13 protein-coding genes and 1 pseudogene are annotated in these 13,893 nt (G+C 33.0%); 6 read left to right on the top strand and 8 right to left on the bottom strand.

Going from position 1 to position 13,893, the window contains the following annotated elements; translation table 11 throughout:
* Positions 1-569 precede the first annotated feature (569 nt).
* Positions 570-1,214 carry a redox-sensing transcriptional repressor Rex gene (locus DYE31_RS04610; protein ID WP_015900798.1) on the top strand — a complete coding sequence of 215 codons (645 nt, stop codon included), beginning with the start codon at positions 570-572 and terminating at the stop codon, positions 1,212-1,214.
* Positions 1,215-1,263: 49 nt separating this feature from the next.
* On the opposite strand, the gene DYE31_RS04615 is transcribed toward DYE31_RS04610, so the two are convergent.
* Positions 1,264-1,488: a sulfurtransferase TusA family protein gene (locus DYE31_RS04615; RefSeq protein ID WP_015900797.1), complete on the bottom strand. Its 225-nt coding sequence runs from the start codon at positions 1,486-1,488 to the stop codon at positions 1,264-1,266.
* A gap of 26 nt (positions 1,489-1,514) precedes the next feature.
* Entirely contained in the window at positions 1,515-2,600 is a 1,086-nt protein-coding gene (locus DYE31_RS04620) for a YeeE/YedE family protein (RefSeq protein ID WP_015900796.1), read from the bottom strand.
* Between the two features lie 211 nt (positions 2,601-2,811).
* Here DYE31_RS04620 and DYE31_RS04625 point away from each other — a divergent pair, with 211 nt between their 5' ends.
* Complete coding sequence (locus DYE31_RS04625) at positions 2,812-4,284, top strand: GH32 C-terminal domain-containing protein (RefSeq protein WP_015900795.1); 1,473 nt, start codon at positions 2,812-2,814, stop codon at positions 4,282-4,284.
* Positions 4,285-4,330: 46 nt separating this feature from the next.
* Here the strand turns inward: DYE31_RS04625 and agrA are convergent, their stop codons facing one another.
* The 4 genes and pseudogenes from agrA to DYE31_RS04645 form a co-directional block, all read right to left on the bottom strand.
* A complete protein-coding gene (gene agrA / locus DYE31_RS04630; protein WP_015900794.1) occupies positions 4,331-5,047 on the bottom strand; it encodes a quorum-sensing response regulator AgrA in 717 nt (238 codons plus the stop codon).
* A gap of 4 nt (positions 5,048-5,051) precedes the next feature.
* Positions 5,052-6,347 (bottom strand): annotated as a pseudogene (agrC, locus tag DYE31_RS04635) (quorum-sensing sensor histidine kinase AgrC).
* A 31-nt stretch (positions 6,348-6,378) separates the two neighbouring features.
* On the bottom strand, positions 6,379-6,516 hold the full coding sequence (gene agrD, locus DYE31_RS04640; RefSeq protein WP_015900791.1) for a cyclic lactone autoinducer peptide AgrD: 138 nt from the start codon (positions 6,514-6,516) through the stop codon (positions 6,379-6,381).
* Positions 6,517-6,524: 8 nt separating this feature from the next.
* A complete protein-coding gene (locus DYE31_RS04645) occupies positions 6,525-7,100 on the bottom strand; it encodes an accessory gene regulator AgrB (protein ID WP_015900790.1) in 576 nt (191 codons plus the stop codon).
* A 497-nt stretch (positions 7,101-7,597) separates the two neighbouring features.
* Here DYE31_RS04645 and DYE31_RS13035 point away from each other — a divergent pair, with 497 nt between their 5' ends.
* Complete coding sequence (locus tag DYE31_RS13035; protein ID WP_041612998.1) at positions 7,598-7,678, top strand: delta-lysin family phenol-soluble modulin; 81 nt, start codon at positions 7,598-7,600, stop codon at positions 7,676-7,678.
* Positions 7,679-7,990: 312 nt separating this feature from the next.
* On the opposite strand, the gene DYE31_RS04655 is transcribed toward DYE31_RS13035, so the two are convergent.
* The gene (locus DYE31_RS04655; RefSeq protein ID WP_015900789.1) at positions 7,991-8,791 is read right to left on the bottom strand and encodes a carbon-nitrogen family hydrolase; all 801 of its coding nucleotides are present in this window, start codon (positions 8,789-8,791) and stop codon (positions 7,991-7,993) included.
* A gap of 223 nt (positions 8,792-9,014) precedes the next feature.
* Here DYE31_RS04655 and DYE31_RS04660 point away from each other — a divergent pair, with 223 nt between their 5' ends.
* Positions 9,015-10,868, top strand: a complete 1,854-nt coding sequence (locus DYE31_RS04660) for an SdrH family protein (protein WP_015900788.1) — start codon at positions 9,015-9,017, stop codon at positions 10,866-10,868.
* Positions 10,869-10,957: 89 nt separating this feature from the next.
* Here DYE31_RS04660 and mroQ read toward each other — a convergent pair whose 3' ends face one another.
* Complete coding sequence (gene mroQ, locus DYE31_RS04665) at positions 10,958-11,704, bottom strand: intramembrane glutamic endopeptidase MroQ (RefSeq protein ID WP_015900787.1); 747 nt, start codon at positions 11,702-11,704, stop codon at positions 10,958-10,960.
* A gap of 218 nt (positions 11,705-11,922) precedes the next feature.
* Between mroQ and groES the strand changes: the two genes are divergently transcribed.
* Complete coding sequence (gene groES / locus DYE31_RS04670) at positions 11,923-12,207, top strand: co-chaperone GroES (protein WP_015900786.1); 285 nt, start codon at positions 11,923-11,925, stop codon at positions 12,205-12,207.
* Between the two features lie 41 nt (positions 12,208-12,248).
* Positions 12,249-13,871 carry a chaperonin GroEL gene (gene groL, locus DYE31_RS04675; protein ID WP_015900785.1) on the top strand — a complete coding sequence of 541 codons (1,623 nt, stop codon included), beginning with the start codon at positions 12,249-12,251 and terminating at the stop codon, positions 13,869-13,871.
* Positions 13,872-13,893 lie beyond the last annotated feature (22 nt).

Below are 13,893 nucleotides of genomic sequence, written 5' to 3' on the forward strand. Positions count from 1 at the left end.
AGTTAAAACTGGCTCGTAGACCTCCTTTCTTATCGCTCTATATAATGACTTACTTTCCATTATAAGTGGAAATAGTGGTTATGCCTATTAAATATCATGAATTTCCTTCATTGAAAATAAGAATCGTTTTACATCAAAACAGACAATAAATATTCAATTGTATTAAATTTGTTACAAAATCATGTGTTCAAATTATATATTTAAACGTATAATAGTAACTACATCACTGATAATAGCTGGAGAATATCAACTATAATCTGCGTTATTAACGTTTGAATTGTTCATAGAAAGTTACTTTTACAGTTATTTATTTTTAGAGGTGTATAAGGTATACTTAGTTAATAAAAATGCTTTAATCCTTTAATTTAAGAAGATTAATGTAGTTGCAATATAAATTAAAAACTATTTGAACATGGTAATATCCTCAAAAGAAAAAGGCTAAGAACTGCAAAGAGTATTTTTTTCTGAACTTCATATTTTTCACAATCAACAAAGTCTATTACAGTATTTACATGAGAGATTAGAACTTGTTCAGACATAATAGTTTTGAAGATGTGGGGGTAAACAAATTGAGTAATCAAAAAAATAATATTCCTCGTGCGACCTTAAAACGTTTGCCGCTTTATTACAGACTTGTCAATCAGCTTCACGAAAAAGGAATTGACCGAGTTAATTCTAAAACAATCAGTGAAGCGTTAGATATTGATTCTGCTTCAATTAGAAGAGACTTTTCTTATTTTGGAGAATTAGGTAAGAAAGGTTACGGCTATAATGTCGAAAGTTTGTTAGAATTTTTCAAAAGCAAAATCAGCGAGAGCGATACGATTAAAATCGGTTTGGTCGGAGTGGGGAATTTAGGTAAAGCATTGCTTTCATATAATTTTTCTATCCATGATGAAATGGTTATTACCGAAGCTTTTGATATTCGTGATGATATCGTCGGTACAAAAGTTGGTAAAGTCATCGTAAATAAAATGGAAGACTTGCAATCAATTTTGAAAAGTGCAGAATTGGATGTAGTTATTTTAACAACTCCAGGAAGTGCAGCCCAAGAAGCTGCAGATCAAATTGTGGATAGCGGCGTGAAAGGTATTTTGAATTTTACACCAACGCGAATTAATGTACCAGACGATGTCTCTGTTCATCAGATTGATCTAGGTATTGAGCTGCAATCGCTTTTATTCTTTATGAACAATCTTCGAAACAGCAATTAAAAAAAGCGTTCCAAATTCAGGTTTGGAACGCTTTTTCTAATTGCTTAAGTTATGCTTTTTGAACTGTAATTGTCCAAGATGCATCGCCGATTTGTTCATAATTAGTAACTGGATAATTTTTTTCTGCAGCCCAGTTTGGAATAGCTTCTGTTGCTTGCGTGCAGTCAAAGTCGATTTTTAGTTCATCACCGATATTTAACGTTTCCATTTTTTTCTGTGCTTCAATTAATGGAAAAGGACATACCATACCTACTGTTCCCAATTCATATAACATATAAACGCCCCTTAATTATTTTGAAATTATGATTGTGCAGCTGGACGTGCTGCGTTTTGTTTAGATGATTTTTGCATTGCTTTCATAGGTTTTACAAATAAGAAGTAACTCATAAATCTTGTACCCAAAATCATAGCGGCTAAAGCAATCCAACCTTGCCATGAAAGTGCTGCTGTTGCAACTAAACCGTTTCCGATTGAACAACCACCAGCTACTGAGGCACCAAATCCCATAAAAGCACCGCCGATAACACTATTACGAAGTGTCTTTTTATCAGGTAGTCTCCAAGCGAATTCTCTAGAGCCTTTTGCAGCAATATAAGATCCGATAAAGATACCGAGAACTAAGAATACGCCCCAATCTAAAAATGATGTTTTACCAGATAAAATAAACTGTACTAGATTTGAAGAAGGGGTAGTAATACCAAGTCCTCCTTCTCGGCCTGTTGAATAACTCATTGGCCAAGCAAGTAATGCGATTAAACCTACTGCGATTGCTGCAACAAAAGGATGGAATTTCTTCTCGAAGAAGAAATGACGAATCCCTGTATAACGTTGTTTTAACTTTGGAATTGCAATTTTAGGTTTAGGTTTGCGTAATGTTCTTACAACAAGATAACCTGTAACTGCTACGAGTCCGATTACAAATATCCATGCAGGAATTCCTGTGCTCGTAGACATATCTGCATTAACATTCGTTTTTGAATTCAATTTTTCCATCACAGGTTTAAGCAAACCTGCTTTTGTAATAGCTGAGAAGATAGCATAAGAAATTAAAGCAAGCCAACTTCCTATTAATCCTTCTCCAGCTCTGTAGTACGTACCAGTGGCACAACCGCCTGCGAGTACAATGCCTACACCAAAAATAAATGAACCGATTACTGTGCCTACTATAGGGAAAGTCCCGTTATCTAAAGGTTTTCCGATAATAGCAGTAAATGCTAATAAGCCGATAGCTTGTACAGAAATAGCAATTAATAAGGCATAAAACATTTTATTGTTTTTTTGAACATACATATCACGAAATCCGCCTGCTAAGCAAAACCGAGTTCGCTGCATTACAAAACCAAGCAAGCCGCCAACAATAAGACCGCTTAAAATCATCCAGATCATTAAAATTCCCTCTTTTCCGATAATGTTAGTAAGTTTTATAATAATAAAGAATGATATTAATTGCAAGAGGAGTTTTTTTATGCTTTGAACTTTAATTCATTTTTTGGTAAATATAATTTGTTTTAGGTCATAAAATGAGATATATGGTGACAAAAAAATATGATAAAATATTGATAATAACGATTAATGATAGAAATAGGGGGTTACCTTCATGCAACCATGGTCAAATGAAGCAGCGTATCAACGCATAGAACAAACATCAACTGAAATGTTGTCAGAAATGAAGCAGCAAGTCAGTCAATCATTATATACTCAAACTTTTCATCTCCAACCCCCATTTGGTGCAGCAGGGAAACCAAATGGCATGATTTTCTATAAAGGGAAATATTATATTTCACATGAATGGTATCCTTTTTATTCAAAGCAGGGGCTAAGTTATGGTTATCAATATGAATCATCAGATTTGGTACATTTTAATACAGACGGCAGTGTATTAAAACCAGATTCACAATATGATAATTATGGTATTAAAGGTGGAAGTACTTTCGTTTATCAAAATAATTTGCATTTTCTTTATACAGGACTTGGACTGAGCCGTGAAAAGTTATTGTTTCCGTATCAGTTATTAGCTTTTATCAACAATCATCACCAAGCGAATAAATACCCTAAACCTGTTGTAGAAAATCCGCCAGAAAACTTTTTGCCGAGCTTGCAAGATCCTAGTGTTTTTGAAAAGAATGGTCAATACTATGCATTATTTGGTGCACAAACTGAAGAGATGCAAGGCAGAATTTTAGTTTATCATGCGGACAATCCATTGAATTGGCAATATGTAAAACCCATTAAAACACAACTGACAGATTTTGGAAATGTGTGGACTTCACCTGATTATTTTACTTTAAATGGATATGATATCTTGATGTTTACTGCACAACATGAAGAAGGCTCAACTCAAGCTGGTTTTTTACTAGGACATTTAGATTTTAATAATTTTCATATGAATCATGGTGATTTTAAATTATTGGATGAAGGATTCGGCTTCACATCACCTCAAACTTTTGTGGATAACACAGGTGAGATCGTTTTAATGGGATTGCTTGAAGCACAAGGAGATATTGAACTACTTAATCAAGCTGATTTGGCACCATGTCTATCACTTCCTAGAACATTATCTATTGAACAAGGGAAGTTATATCAGCGTCCATATAAAGCGTATGAAACGTTGAGATATAATGAAGAAACAGCCTTAGGTTATGCTAATAAATTCATGAGACAGCTGCATCCTTATGAAGGGGAGCAGTTTGAAATGTGTATTGATATTCTAGAAAATGAAGCGACTGAAATATATTTTGAATTACGTACATCTAGAAATAATGCGACACTTATTACTTATAATACGCATTCTAGACTAGTAACATTGGATTGTAGTGAAAGCGGGGCATTACCTCAAGGTGATTTTGGAACTAAATGTTCTGTACAACTGGCAAAACCGCTTGAGCAGCTTCGAATATTTGTAGATTCATCAAGTATAGAAATCTTTTGTAATGATGGAGAACGCGTTATGTCTTCACGAATTTTCCCTGCAAAAGATAGTACAGGTATTCGTACAGCAACTGAATCCGGCCAAGTCTATTTGAAGTTTACAAAATATAATTTGAATTCAATCTTTGATTTGGAGCTATAACAAAATGCCTACTAAGTGACGATTTGTACTTAGTAGGCATTTTAATTTATATTTTTTTAAGGTTACGGACAGAGACATAGCAATGTTCGCCGTTTTTAAAGTGAATTTCACGTTCTTTTGAAATCACTTCTTCGATATTATTGAGGTTGATTACAAAGCTGTTGTGACAACGGAAGAAGCGTTCATCAATATTACTGAGTTCTTTCAAACTTCCATAAAACTCAATTTGACGATTATCTAAATGTGCAATCAATCTATGAGATTTAGTGGATGATTCGAAAAACATTACATCATCGTAATTAACATAGACAGAATTACTGCCTCTTTTAAGTTCGATTGTTTCAACGTTGCTTTCTTTAGATAATAGCTGCAAACGTGTAAGTGCTGTTTCAATGCAATCAATAATCCGTGATTTCATTTCGCTAGGATCATCTTTAAAGATAAAATCCATTGCTGCTACTTTATAAACAAAAGTTAAGTAAGTCAATTCGCTATAACTTGTCACAAAAACAATATTCCCAACCGTATCAAATTTACGTAACTCACTACCGAGTTTAATCCCATTTATATCTGCGTCAAGTTGAATATCTAAGAAGTAACAACAAATGTCATTTGTATTTTTAGCGTATTCAATTACTTCATATGGATCATTAGTTGAGAGAGCAATTTCTAATGGCTTTTCTTCAATCATTGTATAGTTATTGATAATTTCTTCGATATGTGCGCGTTGTTGCTGGTCGTCTTCACAAATAATAATTTTCATAGCCTCACTCCTTACGATTGGTATTGATGATCTCTAATTTTTGTATAAAGTAATGATTTTCAATCACTGTATCCAGCAAGACATTATCTTTACTTTCGGATATTTCTTTTAATGTAGAAAGGCCAAGGCCTCTATTATTACCTTTAGTTGAAAAACTTTCTTGGAAAAGTTCGTGTACTTTTGGTATATCTTTTGCGCACTTATTCATAATAATGATAACCACAGAATTTTCTTCTTTCATAAAACCGATTTGAATGAGCGGGTCTTCAATTTCCAATGAAGCTTCAATAGCATTATCTAAAATAATGCCCACCATTCTGGATAAATCAATCATATTTATTGAAATATGGTCGATTTCATCAGGCACTTCAACGCTTACTCGAATTTTATTTTCTTGAGCTTGAATAATCTTAGTTGTTAATAAACCTTTGAGTTCTCGTATTTTCAGACGTTCAATACCATTGATTTTGAATGAATTGGTTTGGATACTGTCTTTTAAAGGAACAATATTCTAATCAAAATAAGACTTCAAACCGGGCATGTCATCATCACGAATATATTCTGACATAGATAATAAAATGTTGATGTAATCATGTCGAAACTTACGCATATCATTATTTATCTTTTCGATACGTAATGTGTATTTATAATAATGATCAATTTCCTGCATTTGTCGTTTATAGCGCATTTCTCGCAGTACTGAAATAGAAATAACAATAACTAATATAACTATTGCTAAGATAAAGGCTACATATACTACAATTACAAGTTTGAATGTACTTGATTTATCAATGCTTGATGGCATAAAACTAAAAAGTATTATAAATGTAAAGAATAAAAATAACGCTACAATCGTTATGTAGATCTTATTTGTCGACAAATAAGATTGTCTTAAAATTTTAATTAGGTATCTCAGAAATAATGAACAAACTATTGATACAGATGCAAATATTAATACATAAACTAAATTAACTATAATTATATTGAAGCTGCGTATATCAAATAATAAAAACATCAACAGGCTAGCCATACTACTTAGATATAGAATTAATATGCTTCCAATTATAGTCAGAAAAGAATAGAGTTTCACTTTTTTATAAAAATAGAAAATAGCAGCTAATATTACTATAAATAATGCAAAACGATTAAAGAAGTAGTAACAGATACTACCACTTAAAATGATAAGCAAGATATATAATAAATCTTTAGCTGCATATTTCATGTTTAAAATTATTTTTGCAATTATAAAAAGCATAACTCCTTGAAAAATTGTTATAAATGAGCCATTTAAAAGTTCCATGTTTTTTCACACTTTCTAAATAAGAAAAAACTTATTTTTGTTCGTCTAATAATTCGCTAGGTACTTCTGGTTCATCGAAATATCCAACACAAGGATTGTATTTAGCAATGTTACCGATTTGTTCAAAGATAAAAGCGAAAAATTTAAAAATACCATTTAAAATGTCCATATTAAAATTCATCCTTCTTTCGTTTGTTTTGGAAAAAATATAGGCAATTGAGCAGCACCGATTAAAACGATGCCTAATTGTACTAACTCATTAAAAGGTTGTTTTATAAAAAACGAAATAATGAGTAAAATACCTGCTACAAAAATGGCCGTAATTTTTTTCTTTTTTCTCATATGATTAGGTATAGGTTGTTTACGCGTAATGGCAGGGGAGTACAAACATATTAAAATAAATGCAACCGCTGCCAAAACAATCATAAAAATTTGTGGTATATCAACTTTAATTAATATCCACGGCAGAATCACAAATAAGATAATACTTTCTATATAACATGCAAAAGTTGACTTTGCATGTGCACCATGTGCATAGTGTCGAATAGCGAAATAGCTTAAATGAACAGTTAAAGTGTATAAGAAAACATGGAATAGAAGAGCAAGTCCATAAACAACAATTGTTTTGAACAAATTGTTGAAGAAAACTTCTAAACCCAATTTGATTTTTAAATAAGCAATTCGGTCTAGGTTGTTTCTTTTTTGTAAGGCTTGTGCCCAAGCATCAATTTTTCTCTCTAAAACCTTTTGCATAGCCTCACTCTCCTTATATACATTATACAATCTAAGTACATGCAATGTTCATTTATTGCCCAACTGTTCATTTATAATTCCTAACTGTTTGATACTTGCTAATATTGATATTTTAACATAATTTCAGATACAGTTTTGTAGAAAAAACAATTGTTTAGGGAATTTTTAACAAAAGATTTAAATGAGGTGTTTTAATAAAGATGTATCACAGAGATGTGATAGAAATTAAGCAAGATTTTTACTTAAAGACATTTTTGATTATGTCTTAACCTCAAATTCGAGAGGAGGCGTCAAGATGACAGGCAACATTGTAGATACAGTTAAAAGCTTTGTTAACTTGATTCTAGACACTGTAAAAAAATATGCTAAATAATGCGTAACCAAATTAATTACTGCAAAGCAACACAGTTTTAGGAATGCATTGTTGATATTCTTCGTTAAAAAATAATGCATTAAACTGACTGATCATCCATATTATTGTAAAGGAGGTATGTAACATGGCAGGCGATATCGTAGGTACAATCGGTGACTTCGTTAAATTAATCATCGAAACTGTAAACAAATTCACTAACAAATAATCCCTTTGTTTTATTGTCCTTTGAGTATAAGCACTAAATTGTTTAATCCTTTTCAGGAGGAAATGTTTGTCCTTGCATTTCCTTCTGGTCCTTATTATTTGTACGCCGGATAGAAAATTTGGTGTACATATTAGAATAATAAATTATCGTGAGCATCATTAAAATTTATCAAATATCGGTAAATTCACTAAAATTTTTCATAATTAATAACATCCCCAAAAATAGATAGAAAAATAACTGTAAACATTCCCTTAATAATAAGTTTAATAGCCCGTGAGTTCCTCCCAAACTCACGGGCATTGCTTTGTATAATTAATTATCATATTGATATAAAGCAGGTTTACGATTTTCAAAAACAGGAATATTTTTTCGTTGTGTTTCAACTTCTGACAAGTCAATGTCTACAGTAAGTACTTCTTCTTTCTCACCAGCTTCAGCTATAATTTCACCATTTGGATTGATTACCATTGAATGTCCCGCATATTCTGTACCATCTTCTTTTTCAAAACCACAGCTATTACATGCTATTACGAAGATATCATTTTCAATTGCTCTGCTTTGTAATAATGTTCTCCAATGATTTAGACGGGCTTTTGGCCATTCAGCAACATAAAAGAGAATATCTGCGCCATTAACAGCAGGGTGTCTTGCAATTTCTGGAAATCTCAAGTCATAACAAATAATTTGAGAAGCTTTTACTTCTGGTGTTAATTGAAAAGCATACGGCACTTTTTCTCCTCCATTTAGGAATAAATGCTCATCTAGCATAGGAACAAGATGGATTTTATCATATTGGTAAAGCAGTTCTCCGTTTTTATCTACAGTAAAAGTTGTATTATAAACGTGGTTATTTCTGCTATTAGAAACAGAGCCGGCCACAATTGTAACATGATATTTTTGGCTTAATTTCTGAATAAAAGGCAAGTTTTCTTTTAAATCTTTATCTGCAAGGTTGTGAAGTTCTTCTAATGCGTAACTGTTATTCCACATTTCGGGAATGACTGCAATTTCTGTATCTGAGTCCAGTTGATCTGAAAACAAAGATTCAATTTTATTTTGGTTAGCCTTTGTATCTGCAGGTTGCAAGTTGAATTGGAAAAGTTGTATTTTCATTTTAGCGTCATCTCCCTTTCATTTCCTTCTACTTTACTAAAATACTCACTGAAATTCCAACGTTGTGAATATTCAAATAACTTAAAATTAATAACTTCAATATTACAAAATATTAATTATATTAATAGTTCATTTCAATCAATCTAGCTTATAGAATTTATGAACATCTTCTTATATACTTAAATTGAATACTATATTTTAGAGTAGAAAAGGGGGTGCTGTTATGAAAATCAATCATATATTAAAAAATGCTACTTATTCTATTGTGGCAGCAGGATTTTTCTTTCCTTGTGTTTCATTGAATGTATTAGCTGCAGAATCAAAAGATGTAGAACAAAGTAATCAAACAAGTACGCAGCAAGTTGAAAATGCTGAACAGGCACAACAAACTTCTAATCAAAATACAAATGATATAAAAAATCAAAACACTACTGATCAGTCTCAAGCAGAAAAAGGTCAGTCAGAAAAAAATACAGATAATAATAATGAAAGTAATCAGAGTTCTGGAACGCAGAGTAACATAGATAATACTCCCGGGGATAATACAAATTCAGATAATAACAATGAGTCGACTACCGGAAACTCTGATAATCCAGCAAATCAAACTAACGGTGAGTCTAGTTCTATGAATAACACGAGTCAAAATGCAACAGATAGTTCAGATAGTACAGATTCATCAAATAGCTCAGATAACGATACAGACAGCAATGATAATAGTACTTCAAACCCAGATGCAAATGATCAAAACAACCCAGGAACAAATACTGGAGAATCAAACACTGATAATGGGGACACTTCAGAAAATACAGATAATCAAACCAACAGTTCTGGAGGACAAACTAATACAGAAAATAATAGTGGCTCTCAAGAAAATTCAAATGGCCAAAATTCGGCGCCTAATGAGAAGCCTGATAACAATCCAAACAATAGCAATACAAATAGTTCAGAATCTACTCCAAGTGATTCTCAAAATGGCGGAGACAATACTAACCCTTCGGATAATAAAAATGAACAGGGTTCAGGAAATGTTATACCGCAAATAGGTAAAGATACTTCAAAAGGTGAAGATTCAAAAGACCAAAATACATCACCGGAAAAAGATACTAACCAGCCATCAACAAAACCGAATAATAGTAAAGATACTAACAAAAATGATACCAAAGAAGGTTCAAATTCAGGTCAAGAGTCACCTGATTCGTCTAGTGGCAGAACTAAACCAAAAGATAGCACCCAAAATTATCCAGGTCAGAAATCACAGTACCCCGGAAATACGCCTCAACAAAATATTAATAGAAATGATACTAATAGGGGTAATGGTAACAATAATAAGGGAACTGAAACACAATCAATTCGTAAGTGGAATGATTCTCATGTTTCAAACAAAAGCGGTATGAACCCGAGAAATAATGACAAAAGCGCTAATACAGCACCTTCTTGGAAAGGCAATATATATAACAATCTGACTCGAACAGATACGGAGAGTTCAGATGAGAAAACAAATAAACCAAGCCAATATCTTGTACCTTTTACAACGATGAATTTAGCAGAAGAGCGTTTCGGTCATCTTATTCAAGGTTCATTTAAATATAATCCGTTTGTAGTTAATCAAATAAGTCGAATGAGTGAAGATGGTAACACTTCTGAACAAGATATTAATAAAGTTTTAGAACGCAATAATTTTGCAAGTAATCGAGAGTTAAATAATCTGCAAGAAAACACAGGTTATTTTAAATACCAGTACTTTAATCCGCTTGATGCACAGCAATACTATGATAATTTAGACGTACAAGTCTTGGGATTGATAACAGGTGATATTGGTTCAATGCCAGATTTGAAGCAAACGAAAAAAAGCGCAGACTTTGAAGTAGGGTCAACAAATCATGCAAAAGATTACACAGAAAAGATTGATAAAAGAGAAAAAGATTCAAAAACTACAGAAACAGAAAGCGACGATAGCAGCAAAAGTCATCCTCGTATAATCGGAACACTGCTAGCTGCATTTGGTGCTGCTTTTATATGGTTTATTATTTTAATGATCATGAAGAAAAGAAAAAAACAAGAAAATGAAGAGGAATAGTCGAGATACCGTCAGAGCAGTTTAACTTTGACGGTATTTTCATACAAAAAACCTGACATACGTTTGAATTGTATGTCAGGTGATATGTGTTAGATAAGAAAGAAATGTAGGATTGTTTGCATGGATTCTTGCATCTCTTTGATTTTATCAGCAAATAGTAATTGAATAACAACAACGTAGCTGTTCATCAAGATATGAATACATATTGGTACAGCTATCCGCTTTGAATAGACATAAAAACCAGATAGAATGAAGCCCATTCCGAAGTAGATAATAATAAAGGAAGGATCATTGTGTGCAGTAGCAAATAAGGCTGAACTGACCGTTGCTGCTATAATGAAACGAATTACTTTGTTTCCTTTTAATTTTTCAAAGATATTACCGAATATAACCTTACGGAATACAAATTCTTCTAAAAGAGGACCAGCAATTGTCACTAAAACAATGAAAATCGGAGCATCTTGAATCATTCGCATAATACCTGTCGTATTAGGGCTTGGTTGATCTACCTTGAATACAAATTGATTAATCAAAGATGCTATGACCTGATAGATTAAGACAACTATCAAACCTACAATGGCCCAAGGGATTATATAACGCCTTTTGATTTTATCAGGTGCGTTGTCTAAGTAAGTTGGATTTTTTACATGGGCATTCATCCATAACACAATGATTGCAGCTGCAATCATTAATCCGACTTGTGTATAAGATGTTGCAAGCATTAATGATTTGCCTTGCAAGCCGTTATATACACCTGCACTATAAAGCCCTTGTACGCCGAAAAGTGCACATGCATATACGATTAAGGTAAGTATTGAAAACCATAAACGTGACATTTTGTTTCAATCCTCCAATTTTAATGATTATCTCTATTCTATACTAAAAATGAGGTGGACGAAAATATAATTCTTAATGCTTGATGTATTGACCAATTTTGATTAATATAGAATGTGAATTAGCACTCAATAATCAAGAGTGCTAACAAGACTTTGTAATTAAAAATAAAATGATGATTTTGAATTTAATATGCAACTTATCAGAGGAGGAAATATCCATGCTAAAACCATTAGGAAATCGTGTGATTATTAAAAGAGTCGAAAGTGAACAAACAACTAAGAGTGGCATTGTGTTAACTGAAAAGGCTAAAGAAAAGTCTAATGAAGGTAAAGTTATCGCAGTCGGACCTGGTAGATTACTAGATAATGGTGAGCGTGTAACTCCAGAAGTAAAAGAAGGAGACACTGTTGTTTTTGAACAATATGCTGGCAGTGAAGTGCAAGTAGGAGAAGACAAATATCTTGTAATCAGCGAAGAAGAAGTTCTTGCGATTGTGCAATAATCAATCAATTTTAATAATACAAATACAGGAGGCTATATTTTATGGCTAAAGAAATCAAATTTTCTGAAGATGCGCGTCAATCTATGCTTCGTGGAGTGGATCAACTTGCGAATGCAGTTAAAGTTACAATCGGACCAAAAGGGCGAAATGTTGTATTAGATAAAGAATATGGTGCACCCTTAATTACAAATGATGGTGTTACGATTGCAAAAGAAATCGAACTTGAAGATCCATACGAAAATATGGGTGCTAAACTTGTTCAAGAAGTAGCTAATAAAACAAATGAGATTGCTGGTGATGGGACAACTACTGCAACTGTTTTAGCACAAGCAATGATTCAAGAAGGCTTGAAAAACGTAACAAGTGGTGCTAATCCGGTCGGGTTACGTAAAGGTATCGATAAAGCGGTAACTGAAGCGGTTAAATCACTTCACGAACAATCCCAAAAAGTAGAAAATAAAAATGAAATTGCCCAAGTTGGTGCCATTTCAGCAGCTGATGAAGAAATTGGTCAATATATATCTGAAGCAATGGATAAAGTAGGTAACGATGGTGTTATCAGTATCGAAGAATCTAATGGTTTCAATACTGAATTAGAAGTAGTAGAAGGTATGCAGTTTGATCGTGGATATCAATCTCCTTATATGGTAACTGATTCAGAAAAAATGGAAGCGGATTTAGAACGTCCATATATTTTAGTGACTGATAAAAAAATCAGCTCATTCCAAGATATTCTTCCATTATTAGAACAAATTGTTCAATCTAATCGTCCAATCTTAATCATCGCAGATGAAGTAGAAGGTGATGCATTAACTAATATCGTATTAAACCGTATGCGCGGCACATTCACAGCTGTCGCTGTTAAAGCTCCTGGATTCGGAGATCGCCGTAAATCAATGTTAGAAGATATTGCAATTTTAACAGGTGCACAATTCATCACAGATGATTTAGGTTATGATTTAAAAGATGCTACTGTAGATATGTTAGGTACTGCGAATAAAGTAGAAGTTACTAAAGACAATACTACAATCGTTAATGGTGATGGAGATAAAAATTCAATTGATGCACGTGTTACACAATTGAAATCACAAATTGAAGAAACAAATTCAGATTTCGACCGTGAAAAATTACAAGAACGCTTAGCTAAATTAACAGGTGGCGTTGCTGTTATTAAAGTTGGTGCAGCAAGTGAAACTGAGTTAAAAGAACGTAAATTACGTATCGAAGATGCATTAAACTCAACACGTGCAGCTGTTGGAGAAGGTATAGTAGCTGGTGGTGGTACTGCTCTAGTGAATGTATATAAACAAGTTTCAGAAATCGAAGCAGAAGGCGATGTTGAAACAGGTATTAATATTGTGTTGAAAGCACTAGAAGCTCCAGTTCGTCAAATTGCTGAAAACGCTGGCTTAGAAGGTTCAATCATTGTTGAAAAACTTAAACATGCAGAACCAGGTATCGGTTACAATGCAGCTACTGATGAATGGGTAAATATGTTAGATGCAGGTATTGTAGATCCTACTAAAGTAACACGTTCAGCATTACAAAACGCAGCAAGCGTTGCAGCAATGTTCTTAACTACAGAAGCAGTAGTTGCCAAATTACCTGAAGAAAATAATGATGCAGGCGGTCCAGCAATGGGCGGAATGTCGGGTATGATGTAAAATAGCTTATAAACGTTGATTT

The organism is Staphylococcus carnosus (assembly GCF_900458435.1).
Lineage (GTDB): Bacteria > Bacillota > Bacilli > Staphylococcales > Staphylococcaceae > Staphylococcus > Staphylococcus carnosus.

Excerpts from the sequence above, each read along its gene's own strand:
- mroQ (WP_015900787.1), bottom strand. The coding sequence starts at position 11,704 with ATGTCACGTTTATGGTTTTCAATACTTACCTTAATCGTATATGCATGT.
- agrA (WP_015900794.1), bottom strand. The coding sequence starts at position 5,047 with ATGAAAATTATTATTTGTGAAGACGACCAGCAACAACGCGCACATATC.
- DYE31_RS04655 (WP_015900789.1), bottom strand. The coding sequence starts at position 8,791 with ATGAAAATACAACTTTTCCAATTCAACTTGCAACCTGCAGATACAAAG.
- groES (WP_015900786.1), top strand. The coding sequence starts at position 11,923 with ATGCTAAAACCATTAGGAAATCGTGTGATTATTAAAAGAGTCGAAAGT.
- DYE31_RS04625 (WP_015900795.1), top strand. The coding sequence starts at position 2,812 with ATGCAACCATGGTCAAATGAAGCAGCGTATCAACGCATAGAACAAACA.
- DYE31_RS04620 (WP_015900796.1), bottom strand. The coding sequence starts at position 2,600 with ATGATCTGGATGATTTTAAGCGGTCTTATTGTTGGCGGCTTGCTTGGT.
- DYE31_RS04645 (WP_015900790.1), bottom strand. The coding sequence starts at position 7,100 with ATGCAAAAGGTTTTAGAGAGAAAAATTGATGCTTGGGCACAAGCCTTA.
- DYE31_RS04615 (WP_015900797.1), bottom strand. The coding sequence starts at position 1,488 with ATGTTATATGAATTGGGAACAGTAGGTATGGTATGTCCTTTTCCATTA.
- DYE31_RS13035 (WP_041612998.1), top strand. The coding sequence starts at position 7,598 with ATGGCAGGCGATATCGTAGGTACAATCGGTGACTTCGTTAAATTAATC.
- DYE31_RS04660 (WP_015900788.1), top strand. The coding sequence starts at position 9,015 with ATGAAAATCAATCATATATTAAAAAATGCTACTTATTCTATTGTGGCA.
- groL (WP_015900785.1), top strand. The coding sequence starts at position 12,249 with ATGGCTAAAGAAATCAAATTTTCTGAAGATGCGCGTCAATCTATGCTT.
- agrD (WP_015900791.1), bottom strand. The coding sequence starts at position 6,516 with ATGGACATTTTAAATGGTATTTTTAAATTTTTCGCTTTTATCTTTGAA.